Source organism: Pannonibacter anstelovis (genome assembly GCF_036881715.1).
Lineage (GTDB): Bacteria > Pseudomonadota > Alphaproteobacteria > Rhizobiales > Stappiaceae > Pannonibacter > Pannonibacter anstelovis.
The window spans coordinates 241545-254000 of sequence record NZ_JBAKBF010000006.1 but is presented as its reverse complement, the minus strand read 5'-3'; the positions used below and the strand labels follow the sequence as shown (position 1 = coordinate 254000).

The following is a 12456-nucleotide window of genomic DNA, read 5'->3' as shown; positions in this document are numbered from 1 at the left end:
TCTGCGTCTCTGACAGGTCCCGGCACGGAGGCCGGGACGGAGCGGGGGCTGACGTAATACCTGACGCACAGCCGGAACGGTGCCCTCCGGCGCCTCAGATCTCGAATTCCGGGATCTCCGTGAAGGCCTTGCGCAGGGCGTTGGACCATTCTGAAGAGAGCGTCTGGAAATACGGATCTTCCCGGTCGATACGCTTCTGGCGGTGGGCTGTGAAGCTGTCCGTGTTGTAGAGCATCAGGTCGATCGGCATGCCGACCGACAGGTTCGAGCGCAGGGTGGAGTCGAAAGACAGCAGCGCCATCTTGGCCGCAGCGCCAAGGCGCATGTCGCGGCGGGTCACCCGGTCGAGGATCGGCTTGCCGTATTTGTGCTCGCCAATCTGGAAGAACATGGTGTCATCGGTGGCTTCGATGAAGTTGCCGGCCGAATAGATCTGGAACAGGCGCGGCTCTTCGCCCTTGATCTGGCCGCCGAAGATGAAGGTGACGAAGAAGCTTTCCGCGCTCGCCGCCAGAGCGTCGCCATCCAGTGCCCGCACGTCCCGCACAGCTTGCCCGACAAGGCGGGCCGCCTGGAACATGGTGTCCACGCTCATCAGATTGGTCTTGTTGAGGGTGGGAGAGGCAATCTGTTCGGACAGGATCGAAACCACTGACTGGGTGATGGCGAGATTGCCTGCCGTCAGCAGGGTGAAGACACGCTCGCCGGGCTTCTCCCAGACATGCAGTTTCTTGAAGGTGGCGATATTGTCGACACCCGCATTGGTGCGGGTGTCGGCAGCAAAGACGAGACCACGGTCAAGTTTCAGGCCAACGCAGTAAGTCACGGCAAAGGGGTCCGCTTCATTCTCAGGCCGCTTCGGACCCTTTATTGTTGCTGCTGGCTTCCGGCGCGGCTTACATCAACCTCGACATTGAGGTTTTCTTCCATGCCGCCAAACCGGATGCCGCGTATCGGAGCAGCGGAACGCGAGTCCAGCCCAGCCGTCAAGCGGATATAGTGATCGGTCGGGCAAATCGCATTGGAAACGTCAAAGCCGACCCAGCCCAAGCCCTCGATATAGGCCTCGGCCCAGGCATGGTGAGCTTCCGACTCCTGAGACTCATCCAGCAGAAGATAGCCCGAAACATAACGGGCAGGCACTCCGGCCGCGCGGGCGGCTGCGATGAAGATGTGGGCGTGGTCCTGACACACGCCTTCACCGGCAGCAAGCACCTGAATGGCCGTGGCGTGGGTTTCGGTCACGCCAACCCTATAGCTGACCTTGTCGCGGATCGCATGCATCAGGGCGTGGCAGCCGCCGATCTGATCCTCCGGTGTCACCAGGCTGGACAGCTTGCGGATGGCGTGGTTGGCTTCGGTCAGCGGCGTGACGCGGGTATAGATCCGTACCGGTGCTTCGGCTGTTTCTTCGCCCAGAACGCCGTTGAGGTCGGTGGTTTCCACTGTTCCCGAGGCAGTGATGGTCACGGCCTCCAGCTGTTCGCGGCTGGAGATCATGTGCACCAGATTGCCGAAGGCGTCGTGGTAAGTGGTTGCCCGGTCCATGCCCGGCGCCTCGATACGCCAGTCCAGGATGGTTTGTCCCGCGCAGGCAGGCGGTGTCAGCCGCAGCTGCTGCATGGCATTGGCAAGCGGGGTGTCATAGCGGTAATGCGTTGTGTGGCGGACTGTCAGGCGCATCGGATGCTGGCTCCTGCCTTCGGCCTTTTTCGATCAGGCGAAATTGTAATCACGGGCGACCCGGTCGGCGAATGCGTTGTTCCGGAGGGTGAAGTCCACCAGAAACTCGTGCAGGCCCTTGCTGTAGATGTCGCGCATGTGAGCGGCTCGCAGCTGCTCCTGCATCGCACCGGCCAGGGGCGCACTTGGCATCTGCTCGCCGTAGAAGGCGGTCAGATCATTCATCGTGCTGTTGAGCCAGTCATAACTGTGAGCCAGCGAGCGCGGCATTTCCCGGCGCAGGATGAGGAACTCGGCAATGTTCGCCGCCTTCAGTTCCGCGTTGGGAAAGGCGAAGCGGTAGCTTCTGAGGCCGGACATGACGCGCAGGATCGAGGACCACTGGTGATGGTGCCCCTTGCCGGCCATGTCGGTCACGGGCAGCAGGATCCAGTATTTGGCGTCCAGCACCCGTGCCGTGTGGTCCGCCCGCTCGACGAAATGGCCAAGCTGCGAGAAGGAATAACCGTCGTCGCGCAGGAGCGTACCCAGCAGCGCGCCGCGGAACAGCATGGCGCGCTGGCCGATCCAGGCGAGGAATTCCGGCAGCTTGTCCTGCGTCAGCGTCTGCGGCTTCACGTCGCTGAATTCGATCCACGTGGTGTTGATCGCCTCCCAGAGTTCGGACGTGATGCCCGTGCGCACGGCTCGGGCATTGTTGCGGGCCATCTCCAGGCTGTTGCGCACGGAGGAGGGGTTCTCCTTGTCGAACAGCATGAAATTTGTCACGGCGCGCGCGTTCACTTCGCCGGACTTCTCCATGAAGGCGGCCTCGCAGCCGGAGCCGGTCAGCGCCGAACGCCAGTCTTCGGCTTCGTCCATGCCCGGCTGCGGGATCATGGCGGTGCGCCATGCCGCTTCCAGCAGGCGTGCGGTGTTGTGGGAGCGCTCCTTGTAGCGCGACATCCAGAAAAGGGAGGCGGCTGTGCGGCCGAGCATGATGATCAGTCCTCCAGAACCCAGGTATCCTTGGTGCCGCCGCCCTGGCTCGAATTCACGACCAGGGAGCCCTTCTTCAGCGCCACTCGTGTCAGCCCGCCGGGGGTGATCCGCACCTGATCACCGATCAGGACATAGGGGCGCAGGTCCACATGGCGGGGGGCAACCCCGGAGGCCACATGGGTGGGGCAGGCAGACAGCGACAGGGTCGGCTGGGCGATATAGTTCTTCGGATTGGCCTTCAGGACTTCCCGGAAGGCGGCAATTTCGCGCTTGGATGCGGTGGGGCCGATCAGCATGCCGTAGCCGCCCGAGCCGTGCACTTCCTTGACGACGATATCGGCAAGGTTGTCGAGCACATAGGCAAAGTCATCCGGCCGCGAGCAGTTCCACGTCGGCACGTTGTTCAGGATCGGCTTCTGGCCGGTGTAGAACTCGATGATATCCGGCACATAGGCATAGATGGCCTTGTCATCGGCAATACCGGTGCCTGGTGCATTGCAGATCGTGACCGTGCCTGCCCGGTAGGCATCGAAGAGGCCGGGAACGCCCAGCATTGAGTCCGGGCGGAAGGTGAGGGGATCGAGGAAGGCATCGTCGATGCGCCGGTAGATCACATCCACCTGTTTGGGCTGGCGTGTGGTTCGCATCCAGACCTTGCCATTGTCGACAAAGAGATCGCGCCCTTCCACCAGCTCCACGCCCATCTGGTCGGCCAGGAAGGCGTGCTCGAAATAGGCCGAGTTGTAGATGCCCGGCGTCAGGATGCAGATCGTCGGCTCCTTGCGCGTCGTGTCCGGCGCCACGCTTTCCAGCGTCTGGCGCAGAAGATCGGGATACTGCTCGATTGCCGCCACCCGGTGCATCTGGAACAGATCAGGGAACATGCGCATCATGGTTTCCCGGTTCTCCAGCATGTAGGAGACGCCGGAGGGCGTGCGCGTGTTGTCTTCCAGCACGTAGAAGTCATTCTCGCCAACGCGCACCAGATCGGTGCCGATGATGTGCGAATAGACGCGCCGCGCCGGAGTGAAGCCCACCATTTCCGGCAGGAAGGCATCGTTCTGCAGGATCAGTTCAGCCGGAAGCCGTCCCGCGCGGATGATTTCCTGCCGGTGGTAGATGTCATGCAGAAAGGCGTTGAGGGCGCGCACGCGCTGCTCGATGCCGGCCGAAAGGCGGCGCCACTCGGCGGCGGAGATGATGCGGGGGATAGGATCGAAGGGGATGAGGCGTTCCGTCGCCTCCTGAGCGCCATAGACGGCAAAGGTGATGCCAAGACGCCTGAAGATTGTTTCGGCTTCCCGGCTTTTGCGCGTCAGGAAGTTTTTCGGCTGGCTGTCGAGCCATTCGGCCAGTCTTGCGTAGGCCGGCCTTGGCCGCCCGTCTGCCCCCAGCATCTCATTGAAGACCTCCCGCTCTGGCGCCATTCCGTACCCCGCCGTTATTGCTGTTCATTTAGGCAAGCATGGCAAATCCGCGCAGGCTGCAAAAGAACAATCTTCACGCTCATGTGCCTAGAAGTTGTGCAATGTCCCGAGTTAACGGCAAAGGTCCTTCTTTGTGCTGACTTCTCGCCTTTGGCCCCGGCATGCTAGACCCTGCGGCAGATGTTTTTTTCTGAAGAGGCGGATGATGAAGGATATCCTGGCCGAACTGGAGCACCGGCGCGAGACAGCGCGGCTGGGAGGCGGGCAGCGCCGTATTGACGCCCAGCACGGGCGCGGCAAGCTGACGGCGCGTGAGCGGATCGACATCCTGCTGGACGAAGGGTCCTTCGAGGAATTCGACATGTTCAAGCAGCACCGCTGCACGGACTTCGGCATGGACGAAGCGCATATCCCCGGCGATGGCGTCGTCACCGGGTGGGGCACCGTAAATGGCCGCGTCGTCTATGTTTTTTCCAAGGACTTTACGGTCTTCGGCGGTTCCCTGTCCGAGACCCATGCTCAAAAAATCATCAAGATCCAGGACATGGCACTGAAGAACCGAGCGCCCATCATCGGCCTGTTCGATGCCGGCGGCGCGCGCATTCAGGAAGGTGTCGCGGCACTGGCCGGTTACGGCGAGGTGTTCCAGCGCAATGTCACGGCCTCTGGCGTCATTCCGCAGATCTCGCTGATCATGGGTCCTTGCGCGGGCGGTGACGTTTATTCTCCTGCGATGACCGACTTCATCTTCATGGTGCGCGACACGTCCTACATGTTCGTCACCGGGCCGGATGTGGTGAAGACCGTGACCAACGAGACGGTGACCTCCGAGGAACTGGGCGGCGCCAGCATCCACACCACGAAGTCCTCCATCGCGGACGGTGCCTTCGAGAATGATGTGGAGGCGCTGCTTGAGATGCGCCGCCTCATCGATTTTCTGCCGGTGAACAATCTTGCCGATGTGCCGGAGGTGGATTGCCACGACGATCCCTCCCGCATCGACATGAGCCTCGACACGCTGGTGCCAGACAATCCGAACAAGCCCTATGACATGAAGGAGCTTGTGCTGAAGACGCTGGACGAAGGGGATTTCTTCGAGATCCAGGCGGGCTTTGCGAAGAATATCATCACCGGTTTCGGCCGCCTTGAGGGGCGCACCGTGGGCATCATCGCCAACCAGCCGATGGTGCTGGCCGGGGTTCTGGACAGCGACGCCAGCCGCAAGGCTGCCCGTTTCGTGCGCTTCTGCGACTGTTTCAATATTCCGATCGTCACCTTCGTCGATGTGCCGGGCTTCCTGCCGGGAACGGCGCAAGAATATGGCGGGCTGATCAAGCACGGCGCCAAGCTGCTGTTTGCCTATGCCGAGGCAACGGTGCCGAAAATTACCGTCATCACCCGCAAGGCCTATGGCGGGGCCTATGACGTGATGAGCTCAAAGCACATTGGCGGCGACATAAACTACGCCTGGCCGAGCGCCGAAATCGCGGTGATGGGGGCCAAGGGCGCTGTCGAAATCCTCTACCGCTCCGAGCTTTCCGACAAGGACAAGATCGCCAAGCGTACCAAGGATTACGAGGACCGCTTCGCCAATCCCTTCGTCGCGGCCGAGCGCGGCTACATTGATGAAGTGATCATGCCGCATTCCACCCGCAAGCGTGTCTCCCGCGCCCTTGCGCTCCTGCGCTCCAAGCAGGAAGAGCTGCCCTGGAAAAAGCATGACAACATTCCGCTCTGAGCAACAGACGCGAGCCCCAATGGGGCTCGCGCCTTTTTACTGCTTCAGGCGGTTGATCCAGTCGCCACGCCGTCCCGGCCTTGTGCCGGGACCTGTCGGGAAAGCAAGGCTCAGCCCCGCCGGTAGATCAGCAGCTGGTTGTTGGCCGGCATCGCATGGTCTGCAAGCAGCGTCAGGCCAATGGCGCGGGCGAGAGCATCGACTTTCTCAAAGTCGCGCAGCCCGCTTTTCGGGTCCTTCTTGCGCAGGCTCTGGTCGAAGGCCTCGTTGCTGGGGGTGGTGAAGGCCCCGCCATATTTGAAGGCACCATAGATGGCGAGCGTGCCGCCTTCTGCCAGCGTTTCGCCAACCCCTTCAAAGAACGCTTCCACGCCCTCCCAGCTGACGATGTGCAGACTGTTGGAGGTGTAGATCGCGTCGAAGGCGTCGTCTGCCTCCCGGTCCGGCGTCGGCCAGGGCAGGTCGAGCACGTCTAGCTCCAGCGGTTCCTCGATGTTGTCGAGGTCGGTTTCGACGATCCGCTGTTCAAGGCCCGAAAGGTGCTCTGGCAGATCGCTGGGCTGCCAGACGAGATGTGGCAGGTTCCTGGCGAAATGCACCGCGTGCTGGCCCGTGCCGCTGGCGATTTCCAGCACGCGGCTTGACCCGGCAAAGGCGTCTTTCAGGATTTCGAGGATGGGGGATTTGTTATTCTCGGCAGCTGCGGAAAACGGGATCATCTCACGGTCCGGCCAGTGTTTTCATGGATCATGGCATCAGGATAATACCAGAGCCATGATGAGAACCAGCAAAGCCTCGATTGCGCAAGCCCCTGCAAGCACATGCAGGGCACGGCGGATGTCCGCTTCGCCGGCATCCTTGCGTCCCTCAGGGTTCATGAAGGGATCTTCCACCCGGTAGGTGGCATAGGCGCGCGGGCCAGCCAGTGCGACGCCGAGCGCTCCGGCCATCGCCGCTTCCGGCCAGCCTGCATTCGGGGAACGGTGCAGTCCGGCATCACGGAGAACTGTGGACAGGGCCCGGACAGGCGAGCCTCCCGTCAGAGGCGCGGCAAGCGCGATGAACAGCGCCGAAAGCCGCGACGCGGGCAGATTGATCAGGTCATCGAAGCGTGCCGAAGCCCAGCCGAAGTCCTGATGCCGCGCCGTCTTGTGCCCGATCATGGAATCGGCCGTGTTGACGGCCTTATAGGCAATGAGCCCCGGCAGGCCGAGCACGGCGAACCAGAAGACAGGGGCTGCGACTCCGTCGGAGAAATTCTCGGCGCAGGATTCGATGGCGGCGCGGGAGACGCCGCTTTCGTCCAGTTGCTCCGGATCGCGCCCCACGATCATGGATACGGCCCTGCGTCCGCCCGCTAGGCCGCCCTCACGCAGGCCATCGGCGACGGCCTTCACATGCACATAGAGGCTGTTCTGGGCAAGGAATACGGCGGCGATGACAATGATTCCAGCCTCGCCATAGGGCAAGGCGGAAAGGCCCGTCTGCAGAAGAAAGCCGGTACCGGCACCTCCTGCCACCAGCAGGACAAGCGTCAGTATGCCAGCCAAACGGCGCAAGGCGGCGGACCAGCTTGCGCGGTTGAGCTTGCCGTCCAGAAGACTGATCAGCTTGCCGATCCAGACGACCGGATGCGGCAGGCGCCGCCACAGCCAGTCCGGATCCCCGATAACGGCATCCAGCATTATGGCTCCGAGCAGCAGCCAGAGCGCCAGCGGATCACTCAGCACGGTGTTGCCTCGTCGTGTGATGCCATGGCTTCGGCTAGCGCCTGCTGCAGACGGGCAAGGCCTTCCGGCGAGCCGGGCAGGCCAAAGCGCAGCCAGCTGGGGGCATAGTCGAAGGCACGCACCCAGATGCGGCGCTGCGCCAGCGCCTGATGCAGGCGGGCGGCATCTGGATGCCCCGCCAGCACGTAGAGCGATGTGCCGCCGCGGATCGCAAGGCCGGCAGCCCGCAGCCCGTCCTCAAGTACTGCCATCTCCTGCGTCAAGGTCTTGCGCATGGCAGCTTGCCAGTCCAGATCCTGCAAGGCGAGCGTGCCAACTTCCAGCGCCGGGCCGCTGACCGACCAGCTTTCAAGGCGCTGGGCGAGTGCATCCGTCATGAGCCGGGGACCCGCCAGAAATCCAAGCCGCACCCCCGCCAGGCCAAAAAACTTGCCGAAGGAGCGCAGCACCAGCACCGGCTCGTCTGTCAGATGCGGCAGCAGACTGCGGGACGGCTCCACGTCGGCAAAGGCCTCGTCCACCACCAGAAAGCCGCCGCGCTGCTGCATGTCTCCGGCAAGCTTCAGAAGCGCCTGCGGTTCATGCCAGCGGCCATCCGGATTGTTGGGGGTGACGATGAGGGCAATCCGGCCTTCTGGCCCCTCGCGAAAAATGTCTGAAGTTTCAATCACCTGCCGCCCTGCCGCCCGCCAGGCATCGCCGTGGCTGGAGTAGGTGGGGCCGGCGATAGTGACGCTGCCTTCCGGCAGCAGGGCAGGCAGATGCGGAAGGATGACCTGCGTGCCCGGCGCTGCGGCAAGCCCGAGATGCGCGGGCACCTGATAGGCAGCACGAGCTGCTTTCAGAAGGCCTTTAAGCGCAGTCTGCGAGGGCAGGCGGGTCCATGCGGCAGGCGGCAGGCCAGCCGGAACAGCATAGGCATGCGGATTGATGCCGGTGGACAAGTCCAGCCAGTCTTCCTCCGCTCCGCCATAGGTTTCCATGGCTTGAAACAGATCACCGCCGTGTTTCATCGCGCTCTCTATGCTTGCCTGTGCCGCCGCCGGCCGGAACGGCACAGGCTGGAGGTAACCTGATATCAGCATACGGCAAAAGGTTTTTTTGCCGCTGTCCGGTCATGAAGCTGCTTGCTCGCGGCGTGGAGCCGTCTTCGCTGCCGGACTTCAGTTCAATTTTAGGCAAGTTGAGGCCGGCAAGTTGATCCTTTGCGGTTTATTCAAGCTTATGATTCTAAATTATGAGATGTCTTGAAATACGCAGCGGGTTGCCTCAGGGGAAAAGACATGAACTCCAAATGGAAGCCTGTAATTTCTACTTACGGTAAAATAAATAGCGCGGCCGCTGGTGATTCAGATGGCGCGCCGGGCCGGAAACTGAGCCGCGAGTTGGGCAGCGAATTGGGCGTTCTGATGGAAGACCTGCAGAAAGGCGGACACGTCACGGGTGAGAGCAGCTTGCGCCTGCAGGAACAGTTCCTGCAGGAACGTGTCTGGCTGCGCACCATGTTTGATCAGGTGGCTGATTACCTCTTCATCAAGGATACCCGCTGCCGGTTTGTGCTCGCCAATCGTGCCGTTGCAGCCGATCTTGGGCTGGAGTCGGCGGACAGTCTGGTCGGCAAGACGGATCTCGAGCTGCATCCCTTTTCTGTCGCCATGGGCTTTTTCAGGGAAGAGAGAAAGGTTCTGCGCACCGGAATCCCCATGATCGACAAGGAGGAGGGCATCATTCAGCCCAATGGTGCCCGCCGCTGGTTTGCATCCTCGAAATATCCGCTCCGGGACGATCAGGGGAACATCGTCGGCCTTTTCGGCGTTTGCCGGGACATTACCGAGCGGCGTAAGGCTGATGGCTTGCGTGATGCTCAGGCGCATGTGCTGGAGATGATTGCCTCCAGTGCGCCTCTCGGTGATGTACTGGAGTGTATGGTTCGCCTGATCGAGGGGCAGCTGGATGGTGCGGTCTGCTCCGTTCTGCTTCTGGATGAAGACGGGCGGCATTTGCGCCACGGGGCTGCGCCCAGCCTGCCAAAGGCCTATTGCGACGCAATCGATGGCGTTGAAATTGGTCCCAGCGTCGGATCCTGCGGCACGGCTGCCTTCATGCGAAGGCCTGTGACGGTTGCCGAAATTCAGACCGATCCGCTCTGGGCAAATTATCATCCGCTCGCCACGCAGTTCGGGCTGCGCTGCTGCTGGTCTACTCCCATCATGTCGCTTGACGACCGGGTGCTGGGCACCTTCGCGATTTACAAGAGTACACCAGGGCTGCCTGGACCGGTGGAAGACAGGCTGATTGCTGATACGGCCCGTATTGCTGCCATTGCCATTGAACGCAAGCGCGCCGAAGAGCAGATCCGCTTTCTTGCCCACCACGATCCTCTCACCAGTCTGCCAAACCGCAGCCAGCTCGAAAACTCCATTGATGCGGCTCTGGAGCGAGTGAGCCGGCCGGAAGAGCGCGTGGCCGTGGTCTTCGTCGATCTCGACAACTTCAAGACCGTCAATGACAGCCTGGGGCATACCGCCGGTGACCGCCTTCTGCTCGCGATGGCGTCCAGATTGAGCGAGGAGGTTCGAGGGCGCGGGAAGGTCTTGCGGCTTGGGGGAGACGAGTTTGTCCTGATTCTGGAAGGAGCGGTTGCGTCCGCCGGTGAAATGCCTGCCTTCTTGCGTGAACTGAAGGAGAAGCTCTCTTTGCCGGTGCAACTGGCTGGGCAGTCCTTTCATGTGACCTGCAGCATGGGGGCTGCCTGCTACCCGGATGATGCAACGGATGCCGCCGCGCTTGTCCAGTGCGCCGATACTGCGATGTACACAGCCAAACGCGCTGGCCGGAATACCTTTCATCTCTATTCACCGGAGGAGGGACAGACTTCTTCCTGCAAGCTGCAGATGCTGGAAGGGATCCGCCGTGCCCTCCGGAACGGAGAATTCGCCCTGCATTATCAGCCGCAGATTGATCTTGCCGAGAACCGGATTACCGGCTTCGAAGGGCTTGTGCGCTGGGAAAATCCTTTCGAAGGCCTGATCATGCCACGCTATTTCGTGCCGCTGATGGAAGAGGCGGGGCTGATTTGTGAACTCGGCCACGTGGTCCTCCAGCAAGCCGTGGAGCAGGCGCGCCTCTGGCAGGAGAAAGGACTGTCCGGCTTCAAGGTCAGCATCAATATTGCGCCGCAACAGTTCAGCGATCCGGACTGGACCCGGACCGTCATGGATGCCCTCCGGCAGGCAGGCCTCGGGCCTGGGCTGCTGGAGCTTGAAATCACTGAAGGCGTTCTGATGCAGAACGTGGAGAGGGCGGTGGCGGTCATGGCCGAGTTGCATGCGCTGGGTGTGGGCCTGGCCATCGATGATTTTGGCAAGGGGCATTCAAGTCTTGCCTCGCTCAGGCGGTTCCCTGTCTCCCGGCTGAAGATCGATGAAGGCCTGGTGCGCCACATTGACCGGGACGAAAGTGACAGGGGGATTGCGGAGGCTGTGGTGACGCTCGGGCAAAAGCTCAAGCTGCGGGTTATCGCCGAGGGCGTCGAGCGCGAGGAGCAGGTCCATGCACTGCGCGCAATCGGCTGCCCGGAGGCGCAAGGCTACTTCCTTGGCCTGCCGATGACCGCGGATCAAGCTACGGACCTGCTCGAAGCGCAAGGCAGGGCACTGTAACCGTGCTGCCGTTTTATAGAATGTAGAGGGGGAAATGGAGGCCTCGCCCGGAATCGAACCGGGGTGGACGGATTTGCAATCCGCTGCGTAACCACTCCGCCACGAGGCCTTGGCGCGTCTTTTCGACTACCGCCCCTTATCTGTCAAGCGGCCTCTTTGTGTTTTCCCTCCCTTCATCAGCAGCATTTCGTGTTGTCACGGAGAGACCGCAATCGGCGGAGAACGCAAGGTGAGGCGTAGTATGGCTCCGCAGCCATTCATGAGGGCAGGCTCTGAAAGTCTGGAGAAGGCATGGGCTGCGCCGATCTGCCCCTTGTCACGCCTGCCTGCGCCCGGTAAGGGATCAGGCAAGAAAGTTGGAGAGGCTTTCGCCAGAAATCGAAAGAGGCACGCGATGGGTGACTACGCGCAATCCCGCACGCGAATGGTGGATAACCAGCTCAGAACCAATGATGTAACCGATCTGCGGATCCTCGACGCGATGGAATCCGTCCCGCGCGAGCTGTTCGTGGCGGGTTCGAAGAAGCCGGTTGCCTATATCGATGAAGACACGCTCGTGTCCGACACCGGCGCTCCGCGCTATCTGCTGAAGCCGCATGTGCTCGGAAAGCTGATCCAGCTTGCAGAGATCAAGGATCATGATGTGGTCCTGGTTGTCGGCGGAGCGTCCGGCTACAGCACCGCTGTTCTCGCTGGCATCGCCGGCACGGTGGTGCAGGTGGAAGAGGATGCCGAGCTTGCCGCCCGCGCCAGCCAGACCCTCGTCAGCCTCGGGATCGAGAATGCCGCCGTTGTGGAGGGCAAGCTCCCTGAAGGCTGCGCTTCCGAAGGGCCGTATGATGTGATCCTTCTGGATGGTGCCGTGGACTTCATTCCGGAGCAGCTGGCTGGCCAGCTGAAGGACGGCGGACGGCTCGTGGCCATCGAAGGACGTGGCGGAGCAGGCGTTGCCCGTGTCTATCAGAACTCCGGTGCAGCGATTGGTGCCCGTTTTGGCTTCAACGCCAGCGCGCACACATTGCCCGGCTTCGGGAAGGCGGCCGAATTCGTCTTCTGAAAACACACATATCTGAACATCGTTCAAGTCTCGCGCCCGGAAGCTGTTGAAAAGCAGCAGCTTTCGGGCGCTTTACGTATGGCGTTACCTGTTGCAATGCTGCCTCAGCCGGACAGAAACGGATTCTTAATTTTCGGTGAGGGGTAGGCACGGCGTTGCAGCTGGTTATACTCCGCGG

10 protein-coding genes and 1 tRNA gene are annotated in these 12456 nt (G+C 61.6%); 3 read left to right on the top strand and 8 right to left on the bottom strand.

Annotated elements, in window-relative coordinates; all coding sequences use genetic code 11:
* Positions 1-94 precede the first annotated feature (94 nt).
* From V6L75_RS11845 to V6L75_RS11830, 4 genes are read right to left on the bottom strand one after another with little or no spacing between them, the layout of a single operon-like run.
* On the bottom strand, positions 95-826 hold the full coding sequence (locus V6L75_RS11845; RefSeq protein WP_334251720.1) for a proteasome-type protease: 732 nt from the start codon (positions 824-826) through the stop codon (positions 95-97).
* 41 nt (positions 827-867) lie between these two features.
* Positions 868-1683, bottom strand: coding sequence for a transglutaminase family protein (locus tag V6L75_RS11840; RefSeq protein ID WP_334251719.1), 816 nt, complete (start codon positions 1681-1683; stop codon positions 868-870).
* A gap of 33 nt (positions 1684-1716) precedes the next feature.
* Positions 1717-2661, bottom strand: coding sequence for an alpha-E domain-containing protein (locus tag V6L75_RS11835; RefSeq protein ID WP_334251718.1), 945 nt, complete (start codon positions 2659-2661; stop codon positions 1717-1719).
* 5 nt (positions 2662-2666) lie between these two features.
* Positions 2667-4091 carry a circularly permuted type 2 ATP-grasp protein gene (locus tag V6L75_RS11830; RefSeq protein ID WP_334251717.1) on the bottom strand — a complete coding sequence of 475 codons (1425 nt, stop codon included), beginning with the start codon at positions 4089-4091 and terminating at the stop codon, positions 2667-2669.
* Between the two features lie 205 nt (positions 4092-4296).
* Between V6L75_RS11830 and V6L75_RS11825 the strand changes: the two genes are divergently transcribed.
* Positions 4297-5829, top strand: coding sequence for an acyl-CoA carboxylase subunit beta (locus V6L75_RS11825; RefSeq protein ID WP_334251743.1), 1533 nt, complete (start codon positions 4297-4299; stop codon positions 5827-5829).
* 110 nt (positions 5830-5939) lie between these two features.
* Here V6L75_RS11825 and V6L75_RS11820 read toward each other — a convergent pair whose 3' ends face one another.
* From V6L75_RS11820 to cobD, 3 genes are read right to left on the bottom strand one after another with little or no spacing between them, the layout of a single operon-like run.
* Positions 5940-6548: a DUF938 domain-containing protein gene (locus V6L75_RS11820; RefSeq protein WP_334251716.1), complete on the bottom strand. Its 609-nt coding sequence runs from the start codon at positions 6546-6548 to the stop codon at positions 5940-5942.
* Positions 6549-6584: 36 nt separating this feature from the next.
* On the bottom strand, positions 6585-7559 hold the full coding sequence (gene cbiB / locus V6L75_RS11815) for an adenosylcobinamide-phosphate synthase CbiB (RefSeq protein WP_334251715.1): 975 nt from the start codon (positions 7557-7559) through the stop codon (positions 6585-6587).
* The gene (gene cobD, locus V6L75_RS11810; protein WP_334251714.1) at positions 7553-8572 is read right to left on the bottom strand and encodes a threonine-phosphate decarboxylase CobD; all 1020 of its coding nucleotides are present in this window, start codon (positions 8570-8572) and stop codon (positions 7553-7555) included. The genes cbiB and cobD overlap by 7 nt, the downstream gene beginning before the upstream one ends.
* A gap of 372 nt (positions 8573-8944) precedes the next feature.
* Here cobD and V6L75_RS11805 point away from each other — a divergent pair, with 372 nt between their 5' ends.
* Complete coding sequence (locus V6L75_RS11805; RefSeq protein ID WP_334251713.1) at positions 8945-11221, top strand: sensor domain-containing protein; 2277 nt, start codon at positions 8945-8947, stop codon at positions 11219-11221.
* Positions 11222-11256: 35 nt separating this feature from the next.
* Here the strand turns inward: V6L75_RS11805 and V6L75_RS11800 are convergent.
* Positions 11257-11330: transfer RNA gene (locus V6L75_RS11800), tRNA-Cys, on the bottom strand.
* 285 nt (positions 11331-11615) lie between these two features.
* Between V6L75_RS11800 and V6L75_RS11795 the strand changes: the two genes are divergently transcribed.
* Entirely contained in the window at positions 11616-12278 is a 663-nt protein-coding gene (locus V6L75_RS11795) for a protein-L-isoaspartate O-methyltransferase family protein (protein ID WP_334251712.1), read from the top strand.
* Positions 12279-12456 lie beyond the last annotated feature (178 nt).